This window comes from Microcoleus vaginatus PCC 9802, from assembly GCA_022701275.1.
Classification (GTDB): Bacteria; Cyanobacteriota; Cyanobacteriia; order Cyanobacteriales; family Microcoleaceae; genus Microcoleus; species Microcoleus vaginatus_A.
This window is the reverse complement of record CP031740.1, coordinates 5783770-5799836: the sequence shown is the minus strand read 5'-3', so window position 1 is coordinate 5799836 and position 16067 is coordinate 5783770. Positions and strand designations below refer to the sequence as shown.

The following is a 16067-nucleotide window of genomic DNA, read 5'->3' as shown; positions in this document are numbered from 1 at the left end:
CTACCATTGCGAGTGCTCTTGCTCGGACGGACTATCAAGTTTGACACAATATATAATGATGCCGGATGAATTTCCTGTTTTGATTTTAGCTGCGGTGTTGGATTATTCGATCGGCGATCCTTGGGGTTGGCCACATCCCGTGCAGGCGATGGGTTGGGCGATCGAGCGCTATACTCGACTTGTCTTTAATATATGGAATAATCCCGCAGGCAAAATGCCTGAAGCAGAGGATCGTCCCGCTGGCGATCAGCACAAACTGCTGTTACGATGTGCTGGTACAATACTAGCGATCGGGCTGATTGTAGGCAGTTATACTGTCAGTTGGTTGCTCGTCCAAGCTGCTAGTTGGGTGCATCCTCTTTTAGGTATTGCCCTAGACACCATTTTGCTGGCAAGCTGTTTTGCAGGTCGCAGTTTGAGGGCGGCTGCAGAGGATGTGCTAGCACCTTTAAATGTTGGAAATTTAGTCAAGGCGCGAGAAAGGTTGAGCCTTTACGTCGGCCGGGATACCGAAAACTTATCCGAGCCAGAAATTCTGCGAGCATTGTTAGAAACGGTAACAGAGAATGCAGTCGATGGTGTGACAGCACCGCTATTTTATGCCTTACTTGGGTTCGCTCTGCCGCATCTATTATTAAGTGTTACCGCTGGGCCGATCGATCCTAACTCGATGTGGGCGAGTGCGATCGTCCCCTTGGCGATCGCTTACAAAGCAGCCAGCACATTAGATTCTACGATCGGCTACAAAGAAGCGCCATACACAGATTTAGGATGGTTTAGCGCCAAACTAGAAGACGTGCTGACGTGGATTCCTTGCCGGCTAACAGTGATTACTTTAGCCCTTATATCTGGCAAACCGATTTACATTTGGCAAATTTGTCAGAGAGATGCTGTTAAAGATGCCAGCCCCAATTCCGGTTGGAGCGAGTGCGTTTACGCCGCCATCTTGGGAGTACAACTAGGAGGTACCAATTCCTATCGCGGAGTTCTCAAACACAAACCGCTCTTAGGCGAGCCGATTCACCCGATCACAGCGCCGCTAATTGGCCAAGCATTGCAATTAACTCGGTATTGCTTTCTGATTTGGTTGGGACTATCATTGCTTTTTTATACCTTATTATGTTTGAGCTGCTAACTGATGACCTCACCCGAACAGTCCAGGAGGCATAAATAACGTATTTCTGTCATTGTTCGCGCTCAGCCAAGCAATCGCAGCATCTGCTTTTCATCCGTTCGGGGTAAGTCCTGCAGAAGACACAGATCAGCCACCGACAGGAGCAAAAAAAAGTTTTGACCTTCGTTCAAACCCCCAAATTCATCTGTAAAGTCAATCTAAAATCTAAAATCTAAAATCTAAAATTGTTCGATCCGCCAACAGCCAACAATTAGCTCGCAGCAACCAATGACTACAATTATCGAAATTTTATCCCCTGATGAAGTGAGGCGCACTCTCACCCGCGTCGCTTCCCAGATTGTCGAAAAATCAGGGAATCCCTCGGAGTTAGTGCTGTTGGGCATTCATAGTAGAGGAGTGCCTTTAGCTCAAATTTTGGCAGATCAAATTGAAGTTCTCGAACAAGTCAAAGTACCCGTGGGCGCTTTAGATATTACCTTTTACCGAGATGACTTGGATCGAGTTGCGATGCGGACACCGGCTAAAACAGAAATTCCTTTCGATTTGACGGGCAAAACCGTGGTGTTGGTAGATGACGTTATATATAAAGGCAGAACGAGTCGAGCGGCTTTGAATGCGGTCAACGATTACGGGCGGCCGGAGAAAATTTGGTTAGCGGTATTAGTCGATCGTGGCCACCGAGAAGTACCGATTCAGCCGGATTTTACGGGTAAAAAGTTGCCGACTGCAAAGGAAGAACAAGTTAAGGTTTACGTTCAAGAACTCGACGGGCGCGACGGAGTGGAGTTAATTAAGGGTTGATATCGTTGACCTTTGCATCGGAATAATAATTTTTGGAGTGCTGTACGATCGTCCCCGCGCAGCGCCCGCCATCTCAGAAGCGAGCCGATATAATGTGGAATTGATTAAGGCTTGATATCGTTGACCTTTGCATCAGAATAATAATTTTCCGAGTGCAGTGCGAGATCTTGAGAGCGCGATCAATCTCACGAGCGAGTCGATCGACCAAATTTCTAGTTGGCGATCGCACTTGCGACCTCAGAAATGAGGTTTCTTGGTATATTTTTCGTTACTGATCGCAAAATTTTCGTAGAAACCCGGTTTCTACCCGCCCATCCGTCCAGGACTGGTATCTGGGAAGAAACCTGGTTTTTAGCCAGAGCGCGAAGCGTCGTGATGGATTTTAAATCGGCAGTGCAGGAGTTGAACCTGCCTGGGGCGAATTATGAGTTCGCTGCCTAAACCGCTCGGCCAACTGCCGTTAAATCGATTTCTTTGATCTAACTCAAAATGAATTATAACATAATTTCTCAGTCCGTGCTAGAACTAGAGAACAAAAATCAAAATCTTTAGATCTGCTGAGTCCCGATCGCCTGTTAGCCAATGTGCTGGAGCCGATCGACCGGACAAAGCAGTTTCTAGGACTCGGCATAAACTTATAGGCAATGGCAGTGAATTCGACGGTAGTGCTGACTCTAATTCTGCTGGCTCTGATGTTTGGAGCAGGCGTGACGAGTTCTGTTTGGGGATTTACTATAGGTCGCGAAGCCTTGCAAGGAACGACTCAACCCGATGTTCGTCCCAGCAACAATGCTGGCAGCGGCAAGCCTGGAAAGACGGCTAGTAAAGACCAAGTGAGCATTTTGAAAGAAAAAGACATTCTCACAACCGTCCAAGCACGGGTAGAAGGTCGCGATCCAGAAAAAACAACGGCTCAAGCAAATACTAAAACAGACAAGGCAAGCTCTAAACCAGCCGCGGCAAAAAAACCGGCTGCACAAAATGCCAGCGCCAAGTTTCCCCTGAACAGTCGCGACGGGGGAATAACCCTGGAAGTGAGCGCGGCCAGTCAGCGCAACAATTCCATGCTGCTAGACGTGAGCATGAAAAATGAAGGCTCCCAACCTGTGAGGTTTCTCTACAGTTTCTTGAACGTTACTGACGATCGCGGTCGGGCCCTGAGCGCGACTGCCGAGGATTTGCCCTCGGAACTGCCCGCCAACGGGCAGGTGTTTTACGGTACGGTGAGTATTCCCACAGCTTTGCTGGAAAATGCTAAAGAAGTTTCGCTGACGCTGACAGATTATCCAGGTCAAAAACTTCAGTTGCAAATATCTGGCATTCCAGTGGCGAAGTAAAATAAAAGAAGACCAAACCTGCAGACAGATTCTCAGGTTTGATCTAGAAAGTTTTTTTAGGGAGCATTGTGTCACTTTTAGGGGCGAGAGTGCAGGAGATATCTGATTTACCCGCGATGAGTTTGACAGAGGTGCTGTCGCGGTTGCTGTCAGTGCTGTTGCTGATTGCGATTAATGCTTTTTTTGTGGCGGCTGAGTTTTCGATGGTGACGGTACGCCGATCGCGCATCAATCAGTTAGTGGAAGCTGGCGACGTTGCAGCTTTAACTGTGCAATCTTTGCAGCAAAGTATTGAGCGATTGCTCTCGACAATGCAGTTGGGAATCACTCTTTCTAGTTTAGCTCTCGGCTGGATTGGGGAAAGTACGATCGCCGTGCTAGTCCGAATGTCGATCGGCTATTTGCCGCTGCCAATTTACATCAAGTCGGCGATCGCCCATTCTTTTAGCATACCAATAGTAACTTTTTTGTTGCTAGCTTACCTGCAAATCGTACTGGGCGAACTCTTTCCCAAATCTGTAGCGTTGCTGTATTCCGAACAGCTAGCCAGAACTTTAGGGCCTCCGAGTTTATTGATTGCCCGTTTGTTCAAGCCCTTTGTGTCGTTTCTCAATCAATCTACTCGATCGCTTTTGCGGTTTGCGGGCATCGAATACGATCTAAGGCATCGCCCGGTTACTCCCGAAGAACTGCAATTAATTATAGCTACTTCCAGCGAATCCAGCGGCTTGGAAGCAGAAAAGCGAGAATTGCTCAACAACGTGTTTGAATTTGGCGAAGTTTGGGTAGAAGAAGTAATGGTGCCGAGGCCTAGCATTGTCGCACTTCCCAAGACAGCCACCTTTCAAACTTTGCTCGACGAAATGGCGATTTCTAACCATTCCCGCTATCCTGTGACGGGAGATTCTTTAGACGACATTATCGGCATTATTGGGTTCAAACAACTTGCGAAACCGCTAGCTGAAGGTTTGCTATCTCCCGACACGCCAATTGTAACTTGGATGGGTTCGGTGAGGTTTGTGCCGGAGATGATGCTGCTGGGGGAACTGCTGCCTTTGATGCAGAGTTCGTCGGAAGAAATTGCGATCGTAGTCGATGAATTTGGTGGCATTTCCGGGTTAGTGACATTGCGGGATTTGATAGCCGAAATTATCGGTCGCAGCTCCGAGTCACCCGACAGCAAAGAAATTGCTTTGCAAGTATTGGACGATCGCACTTATTTAGTGCAAGCGCAGTTAAATTTAGATGATGTGAATCAAATATTGAATTTGGAGTTGCCCGTAACTGACGAATATCAGACAATCGGAGGTTTTCTGAGCTATCAGTTGCAAAGAATGCCGGCTGTGGGGGAAGTTTGGCGCTGTGAAAATGTGGAACTTACGGTTGTTTCTGTGTCCGGGCCGCGGTTGGAGCAACTTCAAATTCACTTGTTGGAAGAGGCTGCGGGCGATCGAGCTTTAGATGAAATTGCAGCAGCCGATGAGGAAATTGTGGGGAAAGGGCGAAAGAATAGCGGGTTGAGTAGTGTGGCAAAATTGTCTCATTAAGATTTTGATGAAAAGGGCGATCAAAATAGCGCAACTTTTTATACCAAATCTGAGTTAGCAACCCCGTTTATTCTTTAGTCTCTTAGAGAGGGACGAGAGTTTATGGAGGAGCGCTTTCAACTGCCGAGTCGGAATACTGTTTAAGCATAAGGCACCGGATCTTTCAGCCCCAATTCCTCAAAAGCCGCCAGTCGCAACCGACAAGAATCGCAAACGCCGCAGGCATTTTCCCCGCCTGCGTAGCAAGACCAAGTTTGCTCCCAAGGTACTCCTAATTGGTTGCCTAATTGAATAATTTCTGTCTTTTTAAGTTCGATTAAAGGTGTGATAATATTAATAGCATTTCCTTCTCTGCCCTGCTTTGTTCCTAACCGAAATACTTCCTGCATAGCTTGGATGTAATCGAGGCGGCAGTCGGGATAGCCGGAATAATCTAAAGCGTTGACACCGATGTAAATGCGATCGGCTTCTAGAGTTTCTGCGTAGGCGAGGGCAAAGCTGAGAAAGATCGTATTTCTAGCAGGAACGTAGGTAATTGGGATGTTTTGGGACATTTCTGCAAGATTGCGATCGATCGGTAATTCCATCTCATTATCTGTCAATGCCGAACCGCCCCACAGTGTTAAGTCAAAGTTTACTATCTGATGTGCCTTAACACCTGCAGCAAGTGCGATCGCCCTTGCTGATTCCAACTCCCGCCGATGTCTTTGCTTGTAGTCAAAGGAAATAGCGTAACACTCGCAGCCGTCGGCTTTGGCTTGATACAAAACAGTTGAGGAATCCAGCCCTCCCGACAATAAAATAACTGCTTTCACTTAAAACATCCTCACTAAAATTAGCTTTTATATTTATATCAAATTAGTTGCAAATTGACAAGATAGCAATGCTAAATGCTTGGTGAAAGATATTTTTTTGAACGAACCGCGAAGACGCGAAGGACGCGAAGGAAGAAAATAGAAGGGACGTTTGTTGATAATTTATAGTGCCTGTTTAACTGGTTTCCAGGTTCCCAGGCTCTGCCTAGTAACGAGTAGAAAGGAAATTCATCTTTTGTGGAACAGGCATCTTGCCTGTTCTTGATATTGGTGCCAAATGTCAGATTTAAATTGCTAATAAATCATCGAGTTCGCGGTAATCGGGCAAAGTTGTATCAATTTTAATGCCCTGCCGCAAAACTGTGCGGTCGCCCTGCGATCTAGATAACAATTCGCTAAAATTCCGCGCCTTAAACAAAATCAAATCAGCAGGTAAACCCACTGCAACTCGTCCTAAATTCGGCAATCCCATTAAATCGGCTGGAGTCTTTGTAACTGCACAGGGCCAGTCTCCATAAGGCCTATCTAAATGAGCGATGCGGACTGCCATATTAAAAACTTCCAAAACATCATGGTCGCCAAATCCGTAAAAGGGATCGCGACAATTGTCGCTAGCAACTGCAACGGGAATTCCGGCGGCTTTGAGTTCGTGCAGCAGTGTCACTCCCCGCCAGCGCGGTGTATGCTGAGATTGTCGGTCTTGCAAGTAAAGGTTGCACATCGGCAAGCTGACAATGCCAATATTTGCTTCCTTGACTAATTCCAGGGTTTCTGTTACTAAATCTGACGGTTGTACGGCTAAACTACAGCAGTGTCCGCAGATTATTTGACCCCCAAATTCATGGCGGATGGCGGTTTTTGCGACTTCCCGCAATGTTACTGAATCTGGATCGTCGTTTTCGTCGGTGTGGAAGTCGAGGTTTAAATTTCGTTCTTTGGCTAAGGCAAAAACTCGATCGAGTTGTTTGTCTAAGTCGGGGTTCATATAGGCGACGCCGCCGAGAATGCCGCCAATTTGGGCCATGCGATCGGCTAATTTTTCGCCGGCGGGTGTCAGGAAATAGTCGAGGGAAACCAGGGAAACTGCTTGCAAGATCAGCCGATCGCCCCATTCGGCTTGCAGCGCTTCAAATACTCCCAAACTAACGGTTCCCTGTTCGCCTGCGCTGTCGATGTGAGTGCGGATGGCCTTGGTTCCGTGGGCGTAGCTGCACTTGAGGCCGAACTGCATCCGCCGGTAAACATCCTCTGCATTCCAGTTTTTTTGGGCATCAGCGCCTACCGCTTCGATCGCGCTGGCAAAAGTTCCATCGGGATTGGGCGATCGTTCCCAAATGTGACCTTTGTCTAAATGGGTGTGCATATCCACAAAGCAAGGCCAAACTAAGCCGCCCTGCAAATCTATAACTGGGATATCTCCAGAGGAGGATACAGGTTTTGTACCTGCTGGGATAATTTGGGCGATCTTACCCGCTGCAATTTCCAAATCCACCAAACAAAAATTGTTCTCAGTCCCCGTTGTCGCCACAGTAGAAGCTGACGGGGCGATCGATTGCATCTCTAGAAGAGACGCGGGTACGCGACTATTTTTTAGCCAATAATTAGATGTACTTGGCAACATTAATTTTGTGAGTTAGTATGTATTTTCTTGATAATTCAGCGCTACCATTTGTAACTATAGCAACCCTTGCAGGAATTGTGAACATCTCTCTTTTCCTCTTTCTATCTTTTATAGAGGCTCTGCGTCCTCTGCGCCCTGTGTGGTTAGTTCAAAAAAATCTCATGCACAAATGAAATAAAAGCGCTAAAGAAACTTGGATTAAATAGGTAGCTTTGTTGTTGGTACGGCAGCCCTGAGCACTGAAGCACAAATATAAAATTTTTATATTTTTGAGGATAGCGCGAAAATCAGTGTCACGAGTTTGGCTATGCCGGATACTTCCAGAGCCTTAATCCTGTTGCTATCATAAATCACTGCTTCAAATTGCAATTTCACTTTCAACTAACAGCAGCATCCATAGCAAAAGCCAAAAACAACTGTGTCAAAACCAAAGCATATAGTTTTAACATCCCATCCCGACAGATCCGGCACAAAACCTCATCCCATTTACTGGGGAGAAATCGATCCGCTGAAACGGGGGCCTGTGATTGGTAGCCTCACCAAAGCGTCTCACCGGAATGCGATCGGCACTCATTCGGGTTCCTACTCTGTTTATCGCGCGCTAGCAGTTGCTTCGGGCGCACTCCAAGCAGATCACCGCCCCGATTTTACCAACACCTCTCCGGCCGCACACATCGGGCCGCACCCGAGTTGGGGCGATCGCAATTTGATTGTTTCTCTCGATCCCTTTGGGGGTTTGGTCAGCGAAGTTTATACTTCATTTCTCCAGCAGGGATATGATATTCGACCGACCATTGCTGTCACTAAAGCTCACATTAATATGCCGGAATTGCAAGATGCCATCGCTAAGGGGCGAGTGCAAATTGATGGCAAAATAGTCAAAGCAGGTGGCAATTTAGCAGTAACTAAAATTGCGATCGACCCGGTTTGGTATTTGCCGGGAATTGCTCGGCGGATTGGGGCTCAAGAAAGCGTTCTCCGCCGTGTCCTGTTTGAGCAAACAGGCGGAATGTTCTCGGATTTAGTGACGCGGCCGGACTTACAGGTTTTCTTGCCACCTATTGGCGGAACTACGGTTTATATTATTGGCGATGTCGCGAATATTTCTGACCCGGATAAGCAGTTGGCGGTACGGGTACACGATGAATGCAACGGTTCAGATGTCTTCAGTTCCGATATCTGCACTTGCCGCCCTTATTTGGTACACGGGATGGAAATTTGCATCCAAACGGCACAAGCAGGCGGTTCTGGGGTAATAGTTTACTTCCGCAAGGAAGGGAGAGCTTTGGGGGAAGTGACTAAGTTTTTGGTGTACAATGCCAGAAAACGGCAGGAAGGCGGCGATCGCGCTGATGCCTATTTTACGCGCACTGAATGTGTTGCGGGAGTTCAAGATATGCGGTTTCAAGAACTAATGCCAGACGTGCTGCACTGGTTGGGTATCTCTCGAATTGACAGTTTAGTTTCTATGAGCGATATGAAATACAATGCGATTATCAATTCTGGCATTCAGGTGGTCGATCGCATCCCTATTCCTGAAGATTGGATTCCCGCAGACGCACAAGTCGAAATTGTCGCCAAAAAAGCCGCCGGCTACTACACGCCAGACCCGGTGCCAGATGCTACAATTCTTGGAGAAGCGATCGGACGGGATTTAGGAGATTAAGAGGGCAAAGACGCGACCGATGGGACGCGAACAATCGCGTCTTTGCTAAATAAAATTTATTGCTGGTTTTTCATCAGTCAGGGTAGGTTATGGCTAATTTGCGTTCTAGTGTGATCGTAAAAACAGATATTTGCGGATATACCGCCAGAGTCAAAAAATTATCTCAGTCGGACTTGAGTAGTTTGTTAAACGAGCATAAAAATTTTGTTTCAGATATTAGCGCCAGAAATGAAGGTAGCGTGATCAAAGGGGAAGGTGATTCATTTTGGATAATTTTTCCCAGCGTCACAGCAGCGGCAGTAGCAGCCATAGAAATGCAGCAAGAATTGAGAGCGCAACAATCTAGCAAGGCGAACGACGAACGATTGGCTATTCGCGTGTCGATTACATTAGGAGATGTCTTGCATCAAGATAAAGATATCTTTGGCGATACTGTGAATTTAACAGCGCGCATAGAATCAGTAACTCCGCCGGATGAAATATATTTGTCCCAAGCAGCATGGCTGGCGCTCAACAAAGCAGAAGTGCAAACGTCTTTTGTCAACGAGTTTTCTTTGAAAGGGATGAGCGAACCGGAAAAAGTATACAAAGTTGACCAAAGTTATAAAACGCGAATCATCAAGAATCAAGCAATAATTAAAGCAGATTTGAGAGGTTTTATAGCTTATCAAGAATCTAATTCTATCAAAGACGTTGAATATTTGCTCACCAACTTTGATACTTTTGAAAAAACAATTTGCGAAGAATACGGTGGCACAATTCGCAGTATTGTTGGGGATTCGCATTTGTTGACTTTCCCGGAAGCTCACTCAGCCTTAGCGGCAATGGAAAGTTTGTGCGAGAATTGGAAACTTTTTATTCACGCCAATCAAATACCTTGCGGCTTGTCCGTGGGAGTTGCTAAGGGAAATTTATATATATTTAGGTCTTGCACTTACGGAAAAGATATTAACATAGCCGACAGACTGGAAGATTTAAGTAAAATAGTATCTCCGAGGGTCGAAAAAAACTCGGTGATAGTTTCCGATCAAATAAAACGCGAAGTCAGCGGATCGAAGTGGGAATATAAGCTGATCAAACTAGATAAAAATGTGATTTTAGATAATCTTTTAGATTACAGTCAGTTTGACTTTTTTCAAGAAAACGATGTTTACCGTTGTTTGGTGGTATGAAGTTGAAAAATATTGAACTTGAGACTGTAGAATATCTGAGAACAACGGTTGCTATTCGCCAAAAGTGCGATCGGCTTTTTGATTTAGCCCGCCTAGACAAACTCCGCTACTTCCGCGTCGATTTATCCCAACTCGACAAAGCAGCAAATTATGTAATTGACACAACGCGCCAACAGTATCCCGATTTTAACATTCCCTTTCACAGTCGCTGGCGACATTTTGAAGCTGGCAACTTGTCGCGACTCGCCGAATTAGATGCAGCTTTAACAGAATTTTCACTCCTAGAGCAAGCTAAGATCAAATTTGATTTAGTAATTGTCAGCGTTTTGCTCGATGCCGGTGCTGGTGCAGATTGGCAGTATTGTGAACCAGAAACCGGGCAGGTTTACCGCCGTTCTGAAGGGTTAGCAATAGCCAGCTTGCGGATGTTTTGTCAAGGTGTTTTTTCTAGCAATCCCGATTTTCCTTGGCAAGCTGATTCTCGCGGACTTTCTCAATTAAAACTCGAAACCTTAGCTGCGGGATTTCAGGTAAGTCGAGACAATCCGCTAGTGGGTTTAACAGGAAGATTAGAATTATTGCAGCGTTTGGGAAAGGCGATTTGTCAGCATCCATTATTATTTGGCAGCGAAAACCCGCGTCCCGGCAATTTGGCAAAATACTTGCTCGACATTCGGGTTTCTGGAGTCAACACTGTGAAGGCTGCGGTCGTGTTGAGCGCTGTTTTGACAGGTTTTGGGGAAATTTGGCCGGGAAGATATGCAATTGGTGGCGTTAATTTAGGCGATGTTTGGCGGCATCCGGCTTTAACAGGAGAAAATCTGGGAGATGAATTCGTGCCGTTTCACAAACTCTCGCAGTGGTTGACTTATTCGCTGTTGGAACCGCTGCAAGAACTTGGTTTAGAAGTCGCCGGATTGGATGAGTTAACGGGATTGCCTGAGTACCGCAACGGCGGTTTATGTTTGGATATCGGGCTGCTGCGGGCAAAAGATTCGGTTATTTTTGAGCAGAGTTACTTGCCGGATTCGGAAGTTATAGTAGAATGGCGATCGCTGACTGTGAATCTTTTAGATAAAATTGCCGCAGCTATTCGAGAAAAGCTGCATTTGAGTGCGACAGAATTGCCGCTGGTGAAGATTTTGCAAGGAGGAACTTGGGCGGCGGGGCGGAAAATTGCGGGCGAATTGAGGGCTGGTGGAGTGCCACCAATTCAGATTGAAAGTGACGGCACTGTGTTTTAGAAGGAAGAAGGAAGAAGGAAGAGGGAAGAGGGAAGAAGGAAGAGGGAAGAGGGAAGAGGGAAGAAGCAAGAAGCAAGAGGGAAGAAGGAAGAGGGAAGAAGCAAGAAGCAAGAAGCAAGAAGGAAGAGGGAAAATTATCCCCTCTTCCAACTTAAAACTCAAAATTCAAAATTCAAACCTGAAAACTATTCCTCACACTACACTCCCGACAAGCTGCTTAGCGACAAGTGCGATATTTGACATGATAAACTAAACCGCGATGAGCCAAATCGAAGGAGTCAACGGTGGCCATGCCGGCACCGCGGGCTGTCATTGCAGCATTTACTCTCATATTTACACTGTCGCCGCAGCGAGACCAAACATTCGCTACAGTGGCTAAGCTATCTCGAACATTGTAGTTAGTTTCGCCGCTGAGATTCCGATTAAAAACTGCGCCGCGGGTTCCAGCGAAAAAGTATTCTGCTCGCAGGTTGGCTGTGGTTTTGGGAGCCACGTAGCCGCGATAATCAGCATCGTAGATAGAAATTTGGTAGCCTTGGGGTACTTTGATGGGAATGCTCAGATTGCAGCTTTTCCGGCTTTGTGTTGAAACATTTCCCTGGGCTGCAAACTTATCAAATAGGATGGTGAGTTCTTGACCGTCGGGGCTGACGCTGACGCTGGCGGAGCGATCGGGGCAACCGCTACCGCCATAGCTTGCACCTAAAATTTGAACGGCAGGATTAGCCAAGGCGGGGCCGATAGAAGCAGTCATTAATGCCGTAGCTAGCAATAGTTTTACAAACTTCATGGATGTTCTCCTTAATAAGTTCAGTTGTGTGTTAGGAGCACCCTAAAAAAATGGAACTGAATTTCGGTAATGCGTTTTAAAGTTGGATATAACCGCCTTCATGTTGAAAGATGAAAAGGCAGTCAAGCCAAGCTTATGACCTCATGGGGAGTTCCTATTCAGGTTTTTTCGATTAGTGAATTAATCGAAAAAATAGGTTTTCTGTTGATACTTCTTAAGATTCATATCGGTTGGTAAAAGTTCCGGAAGATTTCGGTGCGAAACTCCGGATCAGTGTTAACGGGCTTGGATGGAGCTCGAGACAGCGAAACCAGTGGGGAGGCTTTTGGGCCCGGATCTGCGTTCTTAGGAAGAGTGCGGGAAGGAGAGAAACGAGATAATGACATATTTGTTTATTTTCCAACCTCGGATACTTAGTGCAGCCATGGGCGGATGAAAGGCAAGTGTAGAAGCAATTTTATTGGCGCGATATTCGTGTTTTCAAGAGGGATTTGATATAAGTAGTCCAGGACGCAGGGGTTGCAGAAACCGGGTTTTTGTGCGTCAAGAATGCCTCGATGGTTGATAAGTTAGAATAAAGTAAATTAATTATTCAAAAAGATGAGTCCTAAAGTTACTGTCATTGACCATCCTTTGATACAGCACAAGTTAACTCTAATGCGCCAAACTCAAACGAGTACGGGGAAATTTCGCCAACTGCTGAAAGAGATTGGAATGCTGCTAGCCTATGAAGTGACGCGAGATTTGCCACTAAAATACGAACAAATAGAAACGCCGATCGCAAAAATGAATGCACCCGTGCTGGCTGCAGAAAAGAAAATTGTTATTATTTCGATTATGCGCGCAGGTCAGGGACTGTTAGATAGTATTTTAGAGCTGATTCCGTCTGCGAGGGTGGGACATATTGGTTTGTACCGCGATCCGACAACTCGGATGGTGATCGAATATTATTTCAAAGTTCCCCAGGATATCGAACAGCGAGATGTTTTAATTGTCGATCCGATGTTGGCTACTGGTAATTCAGCAGTGGCGGCAGTGGATAGGCTTAAAGAAGTTAATCCGAAGTCTATTAAGTTTTTGTGCTTGCTGGCGGCGCCGGAGGGACTTAAGCACTTTCACGAACAACACCCTGACGTGCAGATTTATACGGCGGCAGTTGACGAGTGTTTGGACGAGCACGGCTATATTGTACCCGGACTCGGAGATGCGGGCGATCGGCTTTACGGCACTCTCTGAATTCAATAAAATGATTTTGGGCTGTATATGCCAATACATTCATTAAAAAATAATTTTACTAACATAAGTAGTGGTTGGATAGTGCCATACAATGTAAATTGTAAGATTTTAATGTCAGGAAAAGCCTATATATAGCAAGGGTTGTAGGATTTTCTTACATTAAATTCGTAAATTGCATTATCTAGATGTATTTACTGCATCTTATGGGTAAAATCTCTGCCTTTAGTGTAATTAATCGCAGGAATTAGTTCATAAGATAGATGTATGATGCTAAGCATTTGCGATCGACTACTAACATTTTTTGGACGAGGAAAAAAACAATGGAGACTACAGCACAGAAAGAAGCCCCAACTCAGCCTGTTGAGGAAGTGAAAATCAACAATATCAACAGTTTGGAGTTTGAGCTTTGGGCTAAAGCGGTGAAACGGCAGATGATTGCAGCACTCTCTAAAAAGGGCGCGATTTGACATCTCTGGGTTTTTTGTGTGCAACTTGTGTTAATTAAATTAACAAAATTTTTGTCTGCATGGTTGTCCAAGAGCGATAAGTGGCTAGGGGAAGAGTTTTGAGATTGCGCCTCTTTCGGAGTTGCGGGAGGGGGAGAAAAGAGCATTTTCCTTTTTCCTAGTTTTGGACGCATGGGTCGCAGGAAACCGGGTTTTTTTACGAAAATACTTCTGTTGCAATCGGCAGAAACGGTAAAAAAACCCGGTTTCTTTGTGTCAAGAGTGCCTTCGGGACTGTTCTATCTGCCGAATGCTTTCTACCCGATTACGATCGCTTATCAACCGCCGCCAGCAAGCGCAGACTTCCGTCTTGAATCTGCACTGCTTTCACCGTCCCCACAGCAACTCTTTGTTGACCGTTTGCCATCGCTACCTCAATCTTAATCTTGGGGTCAGCCTGTAATCCCAGCCGCCCCCAGAGCCACTTGACTTGAGTAGCAGGAAAAGAGCGCACTTCTACATCTGAAAAGGGCGAATTAACCCAGCGGCTACCATCGTAAAAACTCGCTACCTGCACCTGATACCAAACTTGTTCCCCCGCCAATTTTAACTCGTTTTTCGGTTCTGGTTCCAGCCACTCAGCGGGATTGATACTGTTAATTAAAGTAGCAGAACCCATAATTTGACTCTTGTGGGCTTCTAAACTTTCAGCCTGAGAAACTGCTTCCTGAAGTTTGTTGACCAAATTCCGAATTCGATTTCTTGTTTCGCTGTCAGTATCTGATTGTTGGTCGAGCCAATTCATCGCCTCGCGAGTTCCGTCTTGAGAAGCTACAATCAAGGCGCCCCAAGCCTTGACATCAGCGGCGTCAGCGGCATTCACTCTCAAGGCGGCGTCTATGCGGTTCCAGATCCGCCCGCCGTCATTTTTGAGGGTTGTGGCTATTTCGTGACTGTTGCTCGGATCGGCTTCAAATACTTGCAAAGCTTCGGTCCAGCGGCCGTCGATCAATTCTGCGAGAACTTGTTGACCGGGACTGGCCCAAGATGCGATCGCCTGAGCCCGAGTAATTTTAGCGTGAAATTCGATCGTTTCTAGCTGAGCTTGCGCGACAGCGGGCCAATTTTTGCCCGCTTTCCCCTTCGCCAAACGCATGACATTTAATGCTGGAGACCACAGCCCGCTTTTGGCAAGTCGCAGCCCATTTTTGTAAGTCTCGTCATTGAAAGCAATTTCTTCTAAAGAAATCGCCGTTAACTGAACGGGGTTCGGCAAAAATTTGCGCGGGCCAATTTGATAAAGGGTAAATTGCGGCTCTAAACCAACTGTTTGGTCGATCGCCAACTGCGGGTTTTCCCCCTTAACAATTTGCTGCCAATTCGGCGGTTGTCCGGCCGCACTCGCCCACTCCAACAGTGGCATTAAATGATTTTGGCTGGGGTTATAGCGAACGACTTGTCCGTAGGGAATTTTCTTGTCGCCCCGCTTTAGTTGACCGCTGACATTAAACCAAATGCCCGAGGCGGGGGGCTTTCCGTCAAAGCGGCGCAGTTGTGTTAGGGGTAGCGACTGATTCGAGGCTTGATTGTCAGATGTAGAGTCAGGTAAAGAAGCAATGACAAAAGATTCCGCCGGGCCTTCTACGTTCACAGAACTTGCTAACTGAAAATACTGCTCTTTATCGGAACTGCGATCGGGCAACTGTACTCGCTTGTACACCCGAAGTTCGAGAATTTGGCGGCAAGGATTTGTGCAAACCGTAGAAGCCTTAACAGTTCTTTCTACCATCACCGGCAATAGCAAATCGGAAATAGAATTATCGCGGGATTGATCGACGGGAAGCGGCAGGGGTTCTCCGGTTACGAATCCCAATTTGCGGACGCTGGCTTTGATTTGATCTAGAGTTTGGATCGAATTTCTGCTACCTGTAGGCAGGCGCGACCATTCCGGCACAAACTGAGAGATCAACCTGTTGCCATTTGGATCGACAATTAGCTGGTAACTCAGCCAAGCGCCGCCTCCCATCAAAGCTGCACAGCCACACAAGACGCTGAGGGCTGTCAAATTAGCTACCAGTCTTTTCCAGGGATATCTCGCCCGAGTTCGGGGAGTAGGTATTAGAAGCTGGGACTCTTGAAGATTTTTGGGGCGTCGGGTTTGGCGCCGGCGTCTTGTCGGAGGAGGAGCAACTTTGCGATTTTCTGGGGGTAAGGCTCGATTTTTTGAGGGGTTAATTTTGTGTTCCATCGTCCCATT

Annotated in this window: 13 protein-coding genes and 1 tRNA gene; 9 read left to right on the top strand and 5 right to left on the bottom strand. The window is 46.4% G+C overall.

Translation table 11 applies throughout. The features are described from left to right. The first annotated feature begins 55 nt into the window (after positions 1 to 55). Both D0A34_24050 and pyrR read left to right on the top strand, forming a co-directional pair. Complete coding sequence (locus D0A34_24050) at positions 56 to 1135, top strand: cobalamin biosynthesis protein (GenBank protein ID UNU21509.1); 1080 nt, start codon at positions 56 to 58, stop codon at positions 1133 to 1135. A 267-nt stretch (positions 1136 to 1402) separates the two neighbouring features. Next, on the top strand, positions 1403 to 1936 hold the full coding sequence (pyrR, locus tag D0A34_24045; protein UNU21508.1) for a bifunctional pyr operon transcriptional regulator/uracil phosphoribosyltransferase PyrR: 534 nt from the start codon (positions 1403 to 1405) through the stop codon (positions 1934 to 1936). 387 nt (positions 1937 to 2323) lie between these two features. Here the strand turns inward: pyrR and D0A34_24040 are convergent. Further along, positions 2324 to 2396, bottom strand: a tRNA-Met gene (locus D0A34_24040). A gap of 184 nt (positions 2397 to 2580) precedes the next feature. Here D0A34_24040 and D0A34_24035 point away from each other — a divergent pair. After that, positions 2581 to 3273, top strand: a complete 693-nt coding sequence (locus D0A34_24035) for a hypothetical protein (GenBank protein ID UNU21507.1) — start codon at positions 2581 to 2583, stop codon at positions 3271 to 3273. Positions 3274 to 3389: 116 nt separating this feature from the next. Further along, on the top strand, positions 3390 to 4820 hold the full coding sequence (locus D0A34_24030; protein ID UNU21506.1) for an HlyC/CorC family transporter: 1431 nt from the start codon (positions 3390 to 3392) through the stop codon (positions 4818 to 4820). Between the two features lie 140 nt (positions 4821 to 4960). Here D0A34_24030 and queC read toward each other — a convergent pair whose 3' ends face one another. Continuing rightward, entirely contained in the window at positions 4961 to 5635 is a 675-nt protein-coding gene (gene queC, locus D0A34_24025; GenBank protein UNU21505.1) for a 7-cyano-7-deazaguanine synthase QueC, read from the bottom strand. 286 nt (positions 5636 to 5921) lie between these two features. Further along, positions 5922 to 7256 (bottom strand): cytosine deaminase, encoded by a 1335-nt coding sequence (locus D0A34_24020; protein UNU21504.1) that lies wholly within the window; start codon positions 7254 to 7256, stop codon positions 5922 to 5924. Between the two features lie 418 nt (positions 7257 to 7674). Here D0A34_24020 and D0A34_24015 point away from each other — a divergent pair, with 418 nt between their 5' ends. From D0A34_24015 to D0A34_24005, 3 genes are all read left to right on the top strand, one after another. Continuing rightward, positions 7675 to 8922 carry a GTP cyclohydrolase II gene (locus D0A34_24015; protein UNU21503.1) on the top strand — a complete coding sequence of 416 codons (1248 nt, stop codon included), beginning with the start codon at positions 7675 to 7677 and terminating at the stop codon, positions 8920 to 8922. Positions 8923 to 9011: 89 nt separating this feature from the next. Then, positions 9012 to 10094 carry an adenylate cyclase gene (locus D0A34_24010; protein UNU21502.1) on the top strand — a complete coding sequence of 361 codons (1083 nt, stop codon included), beginning with the start codon at positions 9012 to 9014 and terminating at the stop codon, positions 10092 to 10094. Next, positions 10091 to 11338: a DUF1688 family protein gene (locus D0A34_24005; GenBank protein UNU21501.1), complete on the top strand. Its 1248-nt coding sequence runs from the start codon at positions 10091 to 10093 to the stop codon at positions 11336 to 11338. Before D0A34_24010 ends, D0A34_24005 begins: the two co-directional genes overlap by 4 nt. 217 nt (positions 11339 to 11555) lie before the next feature. Here D0A34_24005 and D0A34_24000 read toward each other — a convergent pair whose 3' ends face one another. Further along, positions 11556 to 12128 carry a DUF4360 domain-containing protein gene (locus tag D0A34_24000; protein ID UNU21500.1) on the bottom strand — a complete coding sequence of 191 codons (573 nt, stop codon included), beginning with the start codon at positions 12126 to 12128 and terminating at the stop codon, positions 11556 to 11558. Positions 12129 to 12728: 600 nt separating this feature from the next. Here D0A34_24000 and D0A34_23995 point away from each other — a divergent pair. Next, positions 12729 to 13364 (top strand): uracil phosphoribosyltransferase, encoded by a 636-nt coding sequence (locus D0A34_23995; GenBank protein ID UNU21499.1) that lies wholly within the window; start codon positions 12729 to 12731, stop codon positions 13362 to 13364. Positions 13365 to 13624: 260 nt separating this feature from the next. Next, a complete protein-coding gene (locus tag D0A34_23990) occupies positions 13625 to 13831 on the top strand; it encodes a hypothetical protein (protein UNU21498.1) in 207 nt (68 codons plus the stop codon). A gap of 304 nt (positions 13832 to 14135) precedes the next feature. On the opposite strand, the gene D0A34_23985 is transcribed toward D0A34_23990, so the two are convergent. Continuing rightward, complete coding sequence (locus D0A34_23985; GenBank protein ID UNU21497.1) at positions 14136 to 16058, bottom strand: hypothetical protein; 1923 nt, start codon at positions 16056 to 16058, stop codon at positions 14136 to 14138. Positions 16059 to 16067: the final 9 nt, after the last annotated feature.